Below are 14582 nucleotides of genomic sequence, written 5' to 3'. Positions count from 1 at the left end.
CAGAAGTCAGAATAAAATCGTTTCTTCTGAATTCTGGCTCCTGGCTTCTCTCTCCTAATTGCCCTGGCCGGTCTTCTTTCTATCCTTTTCTTCTCGGCCCGAAGAGCGCCGTTCCGATCCGAACCGAGGTGGCCCCCTCTTCGATCGCGATCTCAAAGTCGGCCGACATCCCCATTGAGAAGCGCTGCAAGCCAAGATCCTCCCCCAGCCGCCGCAACGTTGAAAAAAAAGGGCGCGCCCCCTCCGGATCGGCAGTCGGCGGTGGAACGGTCATTAGCCCCTCGAGGGAGAGGGAAGGGAGCCTCCGGAGCGCCGCCACCAACGCCGGCACCTCCGCGACGGAGACGCCATGTTTGCTCGCTTCCCCTCCGACGTTCACTTCAATCAATACCGACTGGATGATCCCCCGCCGCTCCGCCTCCTGTGCAACCTTCTCGGCCAGGCGAAGGGAGTCGATGGAGTGAATTTTTGAAAAGAAGCCGACCGCCTGCTTGACCTTGTTCGTCTGAAGCGGTCCGATCAAATCGACCGAAACCGGCTCTCTCTCCGAGAAGAGGCCGCCATTGATAAAATCGACAAATTTAGCCCGCGCTTCCTGGACCCGATTCTCGCCGAAGACGGCGATCCCCGCCGCCGCCGCCTCCCGGATGGGGCCGACATCGACCCCTTTCGAGGCGGCAACCAAGGTGATCTCCTCGGCATTCCGCCCCGCGCGGCGAGCCGCCTCCCGAACTCTTTTTACAATCTGATCGACGCGTTGCGCCACCGCTTTCATCGGATCAGCCCACCCTCGGTCAGGCCTCGGCGAGCATGATTCCGCTGATCATATTTCCCATCTTCTTTCCATCCCGGCGATAAGAATAAAAAAGTCCCGGAAGACAGGCGGTGCAGAGGCCGGAGAAGGCGATCTTGTCGGCTTGAAGTCCGGCCTGAATCAGCTGCAATGCATTCAGCCGCGCCAGATCGAGCTTGGCCTTTCCATCCCCTTCGTGGAATACCACGTCCGCCCCAGGCGCAAATTTTCGCTCGACCTCTCCCCAGACCTCTTTTCCCACCTCGTAACAACAGGGACCGATGCAGGGGCCGATCCCGGCGAGGAGGAGGTTCGGATCGGAACCATACCGGACCGTCATCTCTTGCACCGCCTTCCCTGCGATGTTCAACACCGTTCCCCGCCAACCGGCGTGCGTCGCCGAGACAACCCGCCGAATCGGATCGTAGAGAAGGACCGGAACACAATCTGCAGTCCGCACCGTAATCAGCTCATACGGACGGTGGGTGACCAGCGCATCGCCCGCCCAGACCTCTTCGGAAGGGCTCTTCATCTCCGGCGCCTCTTCAGGAACAGGACAGATCCGGTCTCCATGGACCTGCCGGAGACGGATCATCGATGCAATCCTCTCCGGTCCGGTTTGAACGGTGCCGGGATCGGAGAGGAAACGGGTCCCGAAGAAGTGGAACACCCCCGGGTGGCTTAATTTCGGAAGAACGATATATCCTTCGCCGCTATTTTGAACCCACTGATACGGTTGCATCTGCGTAAGAATGGCCATGGCTTCTCCCTCCATAGAGAAGGTCGGATTAAGAAGAGCGCGTTTCCCTTTTTCCAGAATTCCGACACCAAAGACCGGTTCCCTCCTCGGCTAGTCGGCCTGCTTCCTTAAAAATGCCGGGACGTCCCACTCGTCGTCCCCCTCCATTCGGATGACCTCTTTACCCCCCTCACGAACCACTTTTCTTAAATAGTTTCCGCGGTCGAGCGACTTCGGGTTTCCCCGCTTCATCGGGCGGCCCTCGCCGTCGGTCGTCTCTTCGCGCCGCTCGTTTTCTTCAAAGCCGGTCGCAATCACCGTCACCTTGATTTCATCGGTCAAGCTTTCCGAGATCACCGATCCGAAAATAATGTTCGCCTCCGGATCAACCGTTTTCTGAATAATCGACGACGCCTCATCGACTTCGCCGAGTGAAAGATCGGGACCGCCGGTAATATTGATCAGCACACCGCGCGCCCCCTCGATCGAGCTGTCCTCCAGCAAGGGGCTGGAGATCGCTTTCTGTGCCGCATCGACCGCCCGATTTTCTCCTTTTGAAATCCCCATCCCCATCACAGCGCGGCCGGTGTGAGACATGATCGTCCGGACATCGGCAAAATCGACGTTGACCAAACCGGGGGTCGTAATCAGATCGGAGATCCCTTGGACCGCCTGCCGGAGGATGTCGTCGACCACCATGAACGAAGAGCGAAGCGGCGTCCCCTTCTCCACGACATTGAGAAGACGCTGGTTCGGGATGATAATGACGGTATGGCAGGCCTTTTTCATCTCGAAGACCCCCTCTTCCGCCTGATGGGAGCGCCGTGCCCCTTCAAATTGAAACGGCTTGGTCACCACGCCGACCGTCAGCGCCCCCATCTCTTTGGCGATGTTGGCGATGATCGGGGCGGCGCCGGTGCCGGTGCCGCCCCCCATTCCGGCGGTGACAAAAACCATGTCGGCGCCGGCCAGCGCCTCACGAATCTGATCGACCGTCTCCAGCGCCGACTCCCGGCCGACCTGCGGTCTCGCCCCGGCCCCCAGACCGCGCGTCAGCTTGGTGCCGAGCTGAATTTTGTTTGCCGCCCGATTCAGCGTCAGCGCTTGGATATCGGTATTGGCCGCTATGAAATCGACCCCCTGGAGACCGCAATGAATCATGCTGTTGACCGCATTGCAGCCTCCCCCTCCGACCCCGACGACTTTGATCCTCGCCGATGTCGCATCTTGTTCCTCCTCATCAAAGAGAAACATCCAGACCTCCTTCTTTTGAGTCGATTCGGGATGAAGCAACCTTCATCTTCGGATCAAGACCCTGAATTGTTTTTAAAAGAACTCCTTCACCCAACTTTTCATCTGGCTCCTGATCCGCTGAAGCAGATTGCCCTTTCCTCCCCTGCGATGATCTTCTTTTTCTTGATTCCTAAATGCATAAAGGATCAGCCCCGCGCCGGTCGCATACATCGGGCTTCCAACCACGTCGATCAGTCCCCCCATCCCCGCCGGAATGCCGCGGCGGACCGGAAGGCCGAGCACCCGCTCGGCCACCTCAACCATTCCGTTTAAACAAGAGGTTCCTCCCGTGATGACCACGCCGGAGGCGACCCGATCTTCAAAACCCATTCGTTCGATCTCGCGCGCCACCAGCATAAAGATCTCCTCGGCCCGCGGCTCGATGATCTCGGCCAGCAGCTGGCGCGAGAGGACCCGCGGCGGACGCCCCCCCACGCTCGGCACCTCAATCGTCTCATTGTCTTTCACCATCTCGGTGGAGGCGCAGCCATATTTAATCTTGATCTTCTCGGCATCCGCCGGCGGGGTCCGTAATCCGATGGCGATGTCATTCGTAAAGTGGCTCCCCCCGACCGCCAAAACCGCCGTGTGCCGGACACTCCCCTCGATAAAGGTGGCGATGTCGGTCGTCCCGCCGCCGATGTCGACCATGACGACCCCCAGCTCCCGCTCCTCCGGCGTCAGGACCGCTTCGCTGGAGGCGAGCGGCTGGAGGATCATCTCCGACATCTGCAATCCGGCCCGATTGATGCTCTTCACGATATTTTGTGCGGAGGTGACGAGCCCGGTGATGATGTGGACCTCTGCTTCGAGCCGCACCCCCGACATCCCGAGCGGGTCTTTGATCCCGTCTTGACTGTCAACGATAAACTCCTGCGGAAGAACATGAAGGATCTCTCGATCCATCGGAATCGCGACCGCCTTCGCGGCGTCGATCACCCGCGCGATGTCGGCCCGGGTCACCTCATGGTCTTTGACGGCGATGACGCCGCGGCTGTTGAGCCCTTTGATATGGCCCCCCGCGATGCCGGTATAAACCGCATTGATCTCGACCCCCGCCATCAGCTCGGCCTCCTCGACCGCCCGCTTGATCGACTCGACGGTGCTTTCGATGTTGACCACCATCCCCTTTTTCAATCCTTTTGAGGGGTGGGTCCCGATCCCGACGATATCGATCCGCTTCTCATCGACGACCTCGCCGACGATGGCGCAGATCTTCGTCGTTCCGACATCGAGTCCGACCAAAATGTTGTCACGCTTTGCCAAGAGATCCTCCTTGAGCGGGCTCGTTCAAGCCCCCTCACCGGTCGGCCGTGGCGGCCCGACACTATTGCCGATTAAAACGAACTCTTCCGCTGATCGCCCGACCATCCTGGCAGATCCACCCCTCCCCTGCCGCGAGTGAACCCTCCTTTCACGACCACTTTTTTCTGAAAACGGAGATCGATCTCTCGATTTGCAATTCCCCGCCGTTCCAGATCCGACCGAATTTCAAGAAAACGCTGCCAGCGCTCCAGATAGTCCCCTTCGCCGAAATGGAGCACCCCCTCCGACAGATGAACCACCAGGTCTTCCGGGTCGGCCAGGTCGACGACAAACGCCGGTCGGCCGTCGGCCGCCTCTCGCTTGAGCGACTCGGAGAGAAAGGAGGCGAGTTGCAGCCCCTTGGCATAGGAGGCCGGATTATAATGAAGGAGCCGCGGCAACGCTTCCGGGGGAGTTCCCCCCCGCTCCAGAATAGCCCCCTCTTGATCGCGGAGGATCGGCCCACGCGACGCCTCGATCTCGACCGCGGTCGGGACCCGCTCGGTCACGATGAAGGTCAGCTGATCGGGAAAATCTTTTCGAACCACCGCCTCTTTGACCCACGGATTCGCCTGAAGCTGCCCCTGAATGTCGGCGAGGTCGAGCCGAAAGAGATTTCGCCCCAAGATCGACCGGAAGCGCGCCGTCATCTCTGCTTCTTTTAAATGACGCAGGCCTTGCCACCGGATCTCCCTCACCTCAAAGAAGGGCGCCGTGGCGAGCCGCCGGCTCCCGGCATAAAGGCCGAAGAACAGGCCGCCCAACAGGAGTGCAAAGAGCACCGGCCGTCCCCAGGCAACCATCTTCGCCCAGGAGAACCGGACCCGTCGCTTTCTATTCCGCTGAATCGCAATCGCTCTCATTTAAATTCCATTCTGACAAGACCGAAGTCGGGTCTACTTTCCTAATCCCGCTGTCTCTAAAATCTGTTCTACCAGCTGATCGAAATCGATGCCGACCCCGCGCGCGATCTCCGGAAGCAGGCTCGTCTCCGTCATCCCCGGCAGGGTGTTCACCTCGAGCAGATAGGGCCGCATCTCCGGATCGACACGCAGATCGACCCGGCTGTAGCCGCTGCAGCCCAACGCCTGATGGGCCCGAAGCCCACAGTCGAGGACCGTTTTGTAAACCTCGGCCGAAAGGGGCGCCGGAAAGAGATGCTCCGACATCCCCGGAACATATTTCGCCGTGTAGTCGTAGAAGGTCGTCTTCGAGCGGATCTCAATCGCCCCAAGCGCCTTGCCTCCCAAGATTCCCACCTGGACCTCACGACCCGGGATGTATCGTTCGATCAGAATCCGGGGGCCATAGCGAAAGGCTTCTTTGAGCGCGGCATCAATCTCCCCCGCTGCCGAGACAATCGTCACTCCGACGCTCGATCCCTCCATCGCCGGTTTCACCACGACCGGAAAACCGAACGGGAGGCGATCGATTCGGAACCTCGTCTGTCCCTCTTCAGTCAATACAAAGAAGTCGGGAACGGGGAGGCCGTGCGACTGAAACAGTCCGTGAGAGGCGATCTTGTCCATCCCCAGCGCACTGGCCAAGAGACCCGATCCGGTATAAGGAATCTGCATCACCTCCAGCATCCCTTGGATTGCTCCATCTTCTCCATAGCGGCCGTGCAAGGCGATAAAAGCGACTTCGATCCGCGCCTCGCGGAGGGTCTGCGCCGCGTCGGTGTCGACGTCGATCGGTACCTGCAGATAGCCGAGCCGCTCCAGCGCCGCCGCGATCGCCCGACCGCTTCGGAGCGAGACCTCCCGCTCGGCGGACATCCCTCCCATCAATACACCGATCCGTTTTCCCAAAAAAGGTTCTAACGCCATCTCAAATCGATCCCACCACTTTGGCTTCCAGCGCCAGATCGATTCCACACTGCGCTTTCACCCGTGTTTGCATTAATTCAACCAGGGCGAGAACATCGCCCGCCTTTGCCTGGCCGAGGTTGACGATGAAATTGCCATGCCGCTCGGAGATCTGTGCATCGCCGATCTGGTGTCCTTTCAGACCGACCGACTCGACCAACCTTCCGGCAAAATCGCCTGGAGGATTCTTGAAGACCGAGCCGACGTTGGGGAAGGCAAGCGGCTGCGTCTCCCGGCGTCGCTTGAGGAGCCGCCGCAGTTTCTCCTCGACCTGCTCCGCCGGCGCCGGCGTCAGCCGGAACGCCGCCGAGACGATGATCCCCTTCGGGAGCGCCGCTGTCCGATATTCGAATCGGATCGTCTCCTTGGACAACGTTCGGAGATCGCCTGCCTCATCGACGAGGGAGACCTCCTGGAGCACGGCGGCGGTCTCTTCGCCCGGAATTCCGGCGTTCATCGCGACCGCTCCGCCGACGGTGCCCGGAATCCCCGCGGCAAACTCCAGCCCGGAGAGCCCCAACGCCATCGCCTCGGTCGCCAATTTGGGATATGAGACACCCGCTTCCGCCAAAAGCAGCCCCTCTTCCTCATAGGAAATGCGATTCAACCGATTCAAATGGATCACCACCGCCGGAACCCCGCCATCTCCGACGATCAGATTGCTCCCGCCGCCTAAGATGAAATAGGGGAGCCGCTCGTGGGCGATTCGCAAGATCAAAAAAACAACCTCCGAGACCGACTCCGGAAAGACCATCGCCTCGGCCGGCCCGCCGACCTTCAGCGACGTATAGGGCGCCATCGGCTCCGCGAAGCGTACTTCGCCCGGATAGCCATTGAGCGCCTTTTTAATCGAGACCACTTTTCTCTCCGTGAGGATCATCTGCACCGCTAAAAAACGTAAGAATGGGGGAGCAAGATCTCCCCGCTGCCGTCAGTTATCCTCTAAAAATGTCTTCCCGATTTTCCAGATATCGCCGGCACCGAGCGTCACGACCATCATCCCCGGCGTCGCCCGCTTCCGCGCTTCGGCAACGATCTCCGACCGGTCGCGAAGAAAGACCACATCGGGATGACCCGCCGCGGCCACCGCCTGATAGAGCCGCTCGCCGTCGATCCCCGGAATCGGCGGCTCGCCGGCCGGATAGATCTCGGTGAGAATCAGCTGATCGGCGTCGGCAAACGCCGTCGTCAAATCCTCGAGCAGATCGCGCGTTCGGGTGTAGCGGTGCGGCTGGAAAATAACGAGTACCTCGGTATTCCATCCGCGCTTCGCCGCCGCGAGGGTCGCTCGGATTTCGGTCGGGTGATGTCCATAATCGTCGATGACGAGGACACCGTCTTTCTCTCCCTGGAGCTGAAAGCGCCGCTCCACCCCGCGATAGCCGTGCAGCCCTTTTCGGATCGATTCGACCGGGATTTCCAATTCCAGCCCAACCGCGATCGCCGCAAGGGCATTGAGAACGTTGTGGCGGCCCGGCACCGGCAGATCGAATCGGCCGAGCGGCTCCCCCCGGAAGCGCGCTTTGAAGGTGGTCTTCCAAGGCTGGAACGTCATCTCTTCCGCCACCAAGTCGAGATGGGAAGCGGTGCCATAGGTCAGGTGGCGCTTTTCGACCCGTGGAAGGAGCTCGGCAATCGCCCGATCCTCGCCGCAGAGGACCGCCAATCCATAAAAGGGGATTTTGTTGATGAAGCTGAGAAAGGTCGCCTGGATCGCCTCGAACGTCCGATAGTAATCGAGGTGCTCCCGGTCGATCGTCGTCACCACCGCCACGGTCGGCGAGAGCTTTAGAAACGATCCATCGCTCTCATCGGCCTCCGCCACCAGGAAATCGCCCTCCCCCTTCTTCGCATGTCCGCCGAAGCTGTTGACCTTCCCGCCGATGACCGCCGTCGGATCGAGCCCCCCTTCGGCCAGGACGGTTGCGACCATGGTGGTCGTGGTCGTCTTGCCGTGCGCGCCGGCGACGGCAATGCCGTAGCGAAGCCGCATCAACTCGGCGAGCATCTCCGCGCGGGGGATCACCGGAACCTTCTGCTGGCGGGCGGCGACCAGCTCGACATTATCGGGCCGGACCGCCGAGGAATAAACGAGGACTTCGGCCCCCTCGATATTTCCGGGCGCGTGCCCGATCTGGATCGTTCCGCCCATCGCGGCGAGCCGTCGCGTCTGCTCCGATTCGGCCCGGTCCGATCCGCTCACCCGAAACCCCATGTTCAGCAACACCTCTGCGATCCCGCTCATCCCGGCCCCGCCAATCCCGACGAAATGAATATGTTGAACTTTACGAAACATATCGATTTCGGGTTTCTGATTGTGGATTGCGGAATAAAAACAGGGAAAGAAAGGTTTTTTCAATCCGTATCCCGCAATCAGCAATCTGCAATTTAATTCCTCCCGACCAATTCAAAGCACGCTTCCGCGATCTCCTCCGCCGAGTGCGGGTGTCCCTGCCGGCGCGCCGCCTCGGCCATCTCGGAGAGACGGCTTGGATCGGAAAGGAGAAAGATCATTCGTTCGGCCAGCCGCTCCCCGTTGAGATCGCGGTCGAGAATCATCTCCGAGGCACCGGCGGCGACAAACGCCGCCCCGTTCTTCTCCTGATGGCCGGTCGCCAATGGATAGGGGATCAAAATCGATGGCTTTCCGACCGCACCCAACTCCGCCAGGGTCCCGGCGCCGGCCCGGCTGACGATCAGATCGGCCTCCGCATAGACCGACGCCATATCCTGAATAAACGGCTCGACCCGCGCCGGAACGCCGGCCTGCGCATACGCCGCGCGAACTTCGGCTGAATCGCGCTGACCGGTCTGGTGGACGATCCGAAGCAATCTCTTCTTCAGATGCGGGAGGGCGGCAACCATCGCCCGGTTGATCGAGTGCGCTCCTTGGCTCCCTCCCAGCACGAGAAGAGTTTGCATTCCGTTCGAGGCCGGCCTTTTTTGAAGCGTTCCCGCTTGAACGATCTCGGGACGGACCGGCACGCCGGCACGCAGAAAGCGCTTCGATTTTAAATAGGCGCGGGATTCATCAAAAGCGATCACCGCCAGATCAACCCAAGGGGCGACCAATTTATTGGCGAGCCCCGGAACGAGGTTCGGCTCCAGGATCACCCGCTTGATCTTCAACAGCACCGCCGCCAACAAGACCGGGCCGGCGGCATACCCGCCGATCCCGATGACGAGGTGAGGGGAAAAGCTTCTCAGAATCGAAATCGACTGCATCAGTCCCACCGGGACGAGAAAAAGCGATTTCAGACGGGCGGAGAGCCCTTTTCCGACAAACCCCTTCGCCGAAATCGCCGCGAAAGCAAATCCCTTTTCGGGAAGGAGCTTCGCCTCCATCCCTTGAGCGGTTCCAATGAAGAGGATCCGCGCCTCTTGGCGATGCTGAAAGGTCTGCGCGAGGGCGATTCCCGGATAGAGATGCCCGCCTGTTCCCCCGCCGGCGATGATCACCCTCACCCCCTCCCTCCCTGGACCGCGGTCCTTCCGGAACCGGCTTTCGCCTCCCGCGACACATTGAAGAGGAATCCGATCGCGACACAGTTCATCAAAAGCGAGGAGCCGCCGTAGCTGACGAACGGCAGCGCGAGCCCTTTCGTCGGCAGCAGGCCGGTCACCACTCCCATGTTCAACAGCGCCGGCAGCGTCATCATCAACGTCATCCCGGTCCCCAGCATCCGGCGAAAGGGATCTTCGATCGCCAGTGCGATCTGCGTCCCTTTCCAGAGCAGGGCGATATAGAGAAAGAGGAGGAAGAGGGTCCCGATCAGGCCGAGCTCTTCTCCAATCAGCGCGAAGATAAAATCGGTATGCGGCTCCGGAAGGAAGAAGAGCTTCTGCCGTCCTTCTCCCAAACCGTTCCCGGCGATCCCCCCACTTCCCAACGCAAGATACGACTGAATCATCTGAAAACCGCTCGACGACGAGTTGTCCCAAGGGTGGAGATAGGCCATCACCCGCTCCCGCCGGTAAGGGGTCTTTAGAATCCAATAGAGAACCAGCGGAATCATCAACAACCCGATCGAGGCGAGGTGCTTGATGGAAACGCCTCCCACCAGGAGAAGCATCGCCGCCAGCATCAGCACCGTAACCGTCATCCCGAGATCGGGCTCCACCAAGATCAAGGCCAACTCCAGACCGATGAGGATCAGCGCCGGACCGACCCCTTCGAAAAAATCGCGCAGCTGGTCGCCGCGGCGGGCAACATAGTTGCTCAGATAGAGAATGGTAAAAAGCTTCGCCGCCTCCGATGGCTGAAACGCCAGCGGCCCGAGCCGAAGCCATCGGCGGGAGCCGTTGATCTCCGACCCCACGCCGGGGAGGAGGACTGCGATCAGCAAAGCAAAAACCAACAGCGTCAACGGCGCGATCCATCCGCGGAGCCGATCGAGGTCGATTCGGGCTGCAACGGTCAGCCCCACCAGGCCGATTCCCATCCAAACAAGCTGCCGCTTCAGGAAGAAGGCTGAGTCGTTATAATGTTTTCCCGCCAAGATACCGCTGGCGCTGTAGATCATCACCAATCCGATCAATCCAAGAAGAAAAGCGATCATCAGAAGAACGGGATCGCCGGCCCCCGGACGGGTCCGCCCCGCTAAAATCGATCGCCCCCACTCCGACATTACCCTCATGCGGACAGCCCTTCCACCTCTTTTTTGAAGACCTCCCCTCGGTGCCGGTAATCTCGAAAAAGATCAAAGCTGGCACAGGCCGGCGAGAGGAGAACGACATCGCCCGGTGTTGCCGCCGCCGCCGCCCGCGCGACGGCCTGCTCCATGGAATCGACCCGCTCCACCGCCGGATGGTCCAAAAAGCAGCGAGCAAGCTTCTCCTGCGCCTCTCCGAGCAAGATCAGCCGCTTGACCTTTTTTAGAACCGAATCGCGCAGCGGTCCGAAGTCGCTCCCTTTGTCTTTTCCACCGGCGATGAGGACGACCGGGACGGTGAAGCCCTCCAGCGATTTGATGACCGCGCCGACGTTTGTCCCCTTCGAATCGTCGATGTATTTCACCCCCCGCACCTCCCGGACGGTTTCCATCCGGTGCGGCAATCCTTTGAAGCGGGTCAGCGCCTGGGCGATCTGCTCGACCGAGCTGCCGCAGAGGAGGGTGATCGCTGCGGCCGCCATCGCATTCTCGACATTGTGCGATCCTTTGATCTTCAGCGCTTCCAGGCGGAGAATCGGCTGCGGCTCCCCCCAAAGGTTGGAGAGGATCTCTCCTTCCCTCAGATAAACCCCCCGTCGGGGAACCGATCCGCGGCTGAAGAAAACCCCCTCGGGCTTCAAGAAAGAGGGCAACGCTCCCGGATCGTCTTGATTGAGGACGGCATGGTCTCCTTCCGACTGGTTTTCAAAAATCCGCCACTTTGCTTCCCGATACGATTGAAAATCGGGATAACGATCGAGGTGGTCGGGGGTGACATTGAGCAATGCGGCGATCCGCGGGCGAAAGGTTCGAATCGTCTCGAGCTGAAAGGAGCTCACCTCCACCACGACGAAATCCCAGACCTTCGAGACCGCCTCCGAAAGGGGCGTGCCGAGATTCCCGCCGACGAAAACCTTCCACCCCCCCTCCTTCAAAATCTCTCCGACCAGGGTGGTGACGGTGCTTTTGCCATTGGTCCCGGTAATGGCGATGATCGGGGCGGTCAGAAAGGTCGAGGCCAGCTCGATCTCGCCGAGGATCGGGATCTTCCGGATCTGCAGCGCCTGCAGCGGAAGGGTCTCCCGCGGAACGCCGGGGCTGATGACGATGAAGTCGGCCGAGAGGAGCTCTTCTGTCGGTCGGTCCCCCAGACGGAAGCGGATCGTCCCCGGGCCCTCCCCTTCCGTCAACCCTCGGAGTGCGGCGGGGATCTCCTTCCGGCGATCGTCCGTAACGAGCACCGCCGCCCCCTCGCGGACGAGGAGCGCGGCGGCGGCAGCCCCGCTCTCCCCCATCCCGACGACGACCCCTTTTTTCCCTCGAAACGACGTTGCCATTCCATCCTCAACCCGCGGACGGGTCCGTATTTCTTCCCTTCGCCTCACATTACCTCAACTTCAGTGTGCTCAAACTGAGCAGCGCCAAGATAATCGAGATGATCCAGAAGCGCACCACGATCTTCGTCTCTTTCCATCCCTTGAGCTCGAAGTGGTGATGGATCGGCGCCATCAGAAAGACCCGCTTCCCGCTCGATTTGAACGAGGCGACTTGGAAGATCACCGAAAGGGCCTCCACCACAAAGATCCCCCCGACCAGCGTCAAGAGCAGCTCGTGTTTTGAGATCACCGCCACCGTCCCTAGCGCCGCGCCGAGCGGAAGCGACCCGACGTCGCCCATAAAGATCGACGCCGGATAGGCGTTGTACCAAAGAAATCCGAGACCGGCCCCGATCATCGCGCCGCAGAAGACCGACAGCTCCCCCGCGCCGTCGATGTGCGGGATCAGCAGATACTCCGACAGCGTCCGATGGCCGGTGACATAGGCGACGATCGTATAAGAGACCGCCGCCACGGTGAACGGCCCGATCACCAGGCCATCGAGCCCGTCGGTGAGGTTGACCGCATTCGACGCGCCGACGATCACCAGAATCGCGAATGGAATATAAAACGGCCCCAAATCGGGGGTGATGTTTTTGAAAAAGGGGATCGATAAGATCGGGGAGTAAGCCGCAGAGCGGTAGACCCCCAGCGCAACGATCAACGCCACAAGCACCTGAAGGCTGAATTTGTAACGGGGAAGGAGCCCCTTTGAATTCTTCCGAATGCATTTCAGATAGTCGTCCGCAAATCCGATCGCGCCAAATCCAACCGTCGTGAAGATGGCGAGCCAAACGTATCGATTCTTCAAATCGGCCCAGAGGAGCGTCGACACCAGGATCGCCGTGAGGATCAGAATCCCCCCCATCGTCGGCGTCCCCGATTTGCTCATGTGCGACTTCGGCCCGTCGCTCCGGATCTGCTGGCCGATCTGGTACTTCCGAAGCATCTCGGTGACCCAATCTCCGATCAGAAAGGAGATCACCAGGGCGGTCACCACCGCATAAATCGTCCGGAAGGTGATATAACGAAAAACGTTGAAGAACGAATAGGTCGTGTGGAGCGGATAGAGCAACTCGTAGAGCATCAGTTGTGACCCTTCTCCGCCCTTTGCACGCCAAGCGAGGGGAGAAGCGCCTCCATTCGCATCCCCCGCGATCCTTTAATCAACAACACATCTCCCTCACGGAGCTGTGGAATCAATCCCTTTTCAAGCGAAAGAAGGTCGGCATAAGCGTGAACGGCGTCGGCGGACAATCCGGCATGTCGCGCCCCCTCCGCCACCTGCTCCGCCCACTGCCCCACGGTGAGGAGCAGATCGACCCCCTTCGCCGCCGCATATCGTCCGATCTCCCGATGGGCCCTCTCCGAATGCGCCCCCAGCTCGAGCATATCTCCGAGGATCGCTACTTTTCTGGGGGCGCCCCGCTTCGGCGCAACAAAGGTGCCGAGCATTTCGAGCGCCGCCTTCATCGACGCCGGATTCGCATTGTAGGCGTCGAGCAAAATCGTCTTTCCATTCACCTCCAGGAGCTCCGCTCGGAGCGCCACCGGACGGAAAGCGCCGAGCCCTGCGCCGATTTCATCCAACCGATATCCTAAGCTCGAAGCGACTGCGGCCGCAGCAAGGGCGTTATAGGCCTGGTGCCGCCCCGACGTCGCGAGGAGAATCTCTCCCTCCTCGCCGGTTCGAGCGATCCGAAGCGTGAAGCCGATTCCAGACCCCGCCTGGCGAAGATCGGCCCCGGTCACATCGGCCGGATGCTCCAGCGAGAAGGTCGTGCGGTTTGAAGCGCGTCCTTCCCAAGAGGCGAGATGGGGATCATCGAGGTTGATCACGGCGGTCCCTTCGGCTCCAACCGACTCAAAGAGCTTTCCTTTTTCCTCGGCAACGCCGGCAAGGCTCCCCAAAAACTCGAGATGGGCCGGGCCGATATTGGTGATGACGCCGACCGTCGGCCGGGCAATCTCGCAGAGCCGTTGCATCTCCCCTTTTTGGCTGATCCCAATCTCCAGCACCGCCGCGCGATGGTCGGCATTCAAACGAAGCACTGAGAGAGGGAGACCGATATGATTATTCAAATTCCCCTCATTTTTCAAGACCGCCCCGCGCCGGGATAAAATCGCCGCGATCATCTCTTTGGTCGTCGTCTTCCCGTTGCTCCCGGTGACGCCGATCAATGGAACCTGAAACCGGTTCCGGTGCCAGGTCGCCATCGCCTGGAGCGCCTCCAACGGATCGTGAACCAGGACGAACCCGGCACGATCAAGGTAAGCCTGCCACTCTTTGTTCCGCGCTTCGAACGCCGCACGGGAGACCATTGCGCCCGCCGCCCCCCGCGCCATCGCCGGCGCGATGAAATCATGTCCGTCGAAGCGGGGCCCCTTTAAAGCGATGAAGAGTTCCCCGGGACGGATGGTTCGGGTATCAATTGAGAAGCCGGCGATCTCTGAAGAAAGCGCTCCCCCTTTCAAGATCCCTTCGCTCCCCGATAAAATTGTTTCAATCGTCCACATCTTCATTAAACAACCCAGGACAAGAGGCGATCAGGAAGA

13 protein-coding genes are annotated in these 14582 nt (G+C 60.2%); all 13 read right to left on the bottom strand.

What is annotated here, in order from left to right; genetic code table 11:
• Positions 1-79: 79 nt before the first annotated feature.
• Complete coding sequence (locus HY282_01000; GenBank protein MBI3802326.1) at positions 80-775, bottom strand: YggS family pyridoxal phosphate-dependent enzyme; 696 nt, start codon at positions 773-775, stop codon at positions 80-82.
• Positions 776-794: 19 nt separating this feature from the next.
• Positions 795-1553, bottom strand: coding sequence for a peptidoglycan editing factor PgeF (pgeF, locus tag HY282_00995; GenBank protein MBI3802325.1), 759 nt, complete (start codon positions 1551-1553; stop codon positions 795-797).
• Positions 1554-1643: 90 nt separating this feature from the next.
• A complete protein-coding gene (ftsZ, locus tag HY282_00990; GenBank protein MBI3802324.1) occupies positions 1644-2786 on the bottom strand; it encodes a cell division protein FtsZ in 1143 nt (380 codons plus the stop codon).
• A 72-nt stretch (positions 2787-2858) separates the two neighbouring features.
• On the bottom strand, positions 2859-4091 hold the full coding sequence (ftsA, locus tag HY282_00985) for a cell division protein FtsA (protein ID MBI3802323.1): 1233 nt from the start codon (positions 4089-4091) through the stop codon (positions 2859-2861).
• 71 nt (positions 4092-4162) lie between these two features.
• On the bottom strand, positions 4163-4993 hold the full coding sequence (locus tag HY282_00980; protein MBI3802322.1) for an FtsQ-type POTRA domain-containing protein: 831 nt from the start codon (positions 4991-4993) through the stop codon (positions 4163-4165).
• A 33-nt stretch (positions 4994-5026) separates the two neighbouring features.
• Entirely contained in the window at positions 5027-5959 is a 933-nt protein-coding gene (locus HY282_00975) for a D-alanine--D-alanine ligase (protein MBI3802321.1), read from the bottom strand.
• Position 5960: 1 nt separating this feature from the next.
• Positions 5961-6857, bottom strand: a complete 897-nt coding sequence (gene murB, locus HY282_00970) for a UDP-N-acetylmuramate dehydrogenase (GenBank protein MBI3802320.1) — start codon at positions 6855-6857, stop codon at positions 5961-5963.
• 72 nt (positions 6858-6929) lie between these two features.
• The gene (locus tag HY282_00965; protein MBI3802319.1) at positions 6930-8294 is read right to left on the bottom strand and encodes a UDP-N-acetylmuramate--L-alanine ligase; all 1365 of its coding nucleotides are present in this window, start codon (positions 8292-8294) and stop codon (positions 6930-6932) included.
• A gap of 92 nt (positions 8295-8386) precedes the next feature.
• A complete protein-coding gene (gene murG / locus HY282_00960; protein MBI3802318.1) occupies positions 8387-9463 on the bottom strand; it encodes an undecaprenyldiphospho-muramoylpentapeptide beta-N-acetylglucosaminyltransferase in 1077 nt (358 codons plus the stop codon).
• Positions 9460-10626: a putative lipid II flippase FtsW gene (gene ftsW / locus HY282_00955; protein ID MBI3802317.1), complete on the bottom strand. Its 1167-nt coding sequence runs from the start codon at positions 10624-10626 to the stop codon at positions 9460-9462. The genes murG and ftsW overlap by 4 nt, the downstream gene beginning before the upstream one ends.
• A 5-nt stretch (positions 10627-10631) precedes the next feature.
• Positions 10632-11987 carry a UDP-N-acetylmuramoyl-L-alanine--D-glutamate ligase gene (murD, locus tag HY282_00950; GenBank protein MBI3802316.1) on the bottom strand — a complete coding sequence of 452 codons (1356 nt, stop codon included), beginning with the start codon at positions 11985-11987 and terminating at the stop codon, positions 10632-10634.
• 49 nt (positions 11988-12036) lie between these two features.
• The gene (locus HY282_00945; protein MBI3802315.1) at positions 12037-13113 is read right to left on the bottom strand and encodes a phospho-N-acetylmuramoyl-pentapeptide-transferase; all 1077 of its coding nucleotides are present in this window, start codon (positions 13111-13113) and stop codon (positions 12037-12039) included.
• A complete protein-coding gene (gene murF, locus HY282_00940) occupies positions 13113-14549 on the bottom strand; it encodes a UDP-N-acetylmuramoyl-tripeptide--D-alanyl-D-alanine ligase (protein MBI3802314.1) in 1437 nt (478 codons plus the stop codon). The genes HY282_00945 and murF overlap by 1 nt, the downstream gene beginning before the upstream one ends.
• Positions 14550-14582: the final 33 nt, after the last annotated feature.

It is taken from the genome of Candidatus Manganitrophaceae bacterium (assembly GCA_016200325.1).
Classification (GTDB): domain Bacteria; phylum Nitrospirota; class Nitrospiria; order SBBL01; family Manganitrophaceae; genus Manganitrophus.
Note: the sequence above shows the minus strand (reverse complement) of the source record. Positions and strands in the feature narration are given on the sequence as shown.

What these genes read in the sequence shown, in the direction of transcription:
- HY282_00975 (MBI3802321.1), bottom strand. Translation starts at nt 5,959, where the DNA reads ATGGCGTTAGAACCTTTTTTGGGAAAACGGATCGGTGTATTGATGGGA.
- ftsW (MBI3802317.1), bottom strand. Translation starts at nt 10,626, where the DNA reads ATGTCGGAGTGGGGGCGATCGATTTTAGCGGGGCGGACCCGTCCGGGG.
- HY282_01000 (MBI3802326.1), bottom strand. Translation starts at nt 775, where the DNA reads ATGAAAGCGGTGGCGCAACGCGTCGATCAGATTGTAAAAAGAGTTCGG.
- murF (MBI3802314.1), bottom strand. Translation starts at nt 14,549, where the DNA reads ATGAAGATGTGGACGATTGAAACAATTTTATCGGGGAGCGAAGGGATC.
- pgeF (MBI3802325.1), bottom strand. Translation starts at nt 1,553, where the DNA reads ATGGCCATTCTTACGCAGATGCAACCGTATCAGTGGGTTCAAAATAGC.
- ftsZ (MBI3802324.1), bottom strand. Translation starts at nt 2,786, where the DNA reads ATGTTTCTCTTTGATGAGGAGGAACAAGATGCGACATCGGCGAGGATC.
- HY282_00980 (MBI3802322.1), bottom strand. Translation starts at nt 4,993, where the DNA reads ATGAGAGCGATTGCGATTCAGCGGAATAGAAAGCGACGGGTCCGGTTC.
- HY282_00965 (MBI3802319.1), bottom strand. Translation starts at nt 8,294, where the DNA reads ATGTTTCGTAAAGTTCAACATATTCATTTCGTCGGGATTGGCGGGGCC.
- murD (MBI3802316.1), bottom strand. Translation starts at nt 11,987, where the DNA reads ATGGCAACGTCGTTTCGAGGGAAAAAAGGGGTCGTCGTCGGGATGGGG.
- HY282_00945 (MBI3802315.1), bottom strand. Translation starts at nt 13,113, where the DNA reads ATGCTCTACGAGTTGCTCTATCCGCTCCACACGACCTATTCGTTCTTC.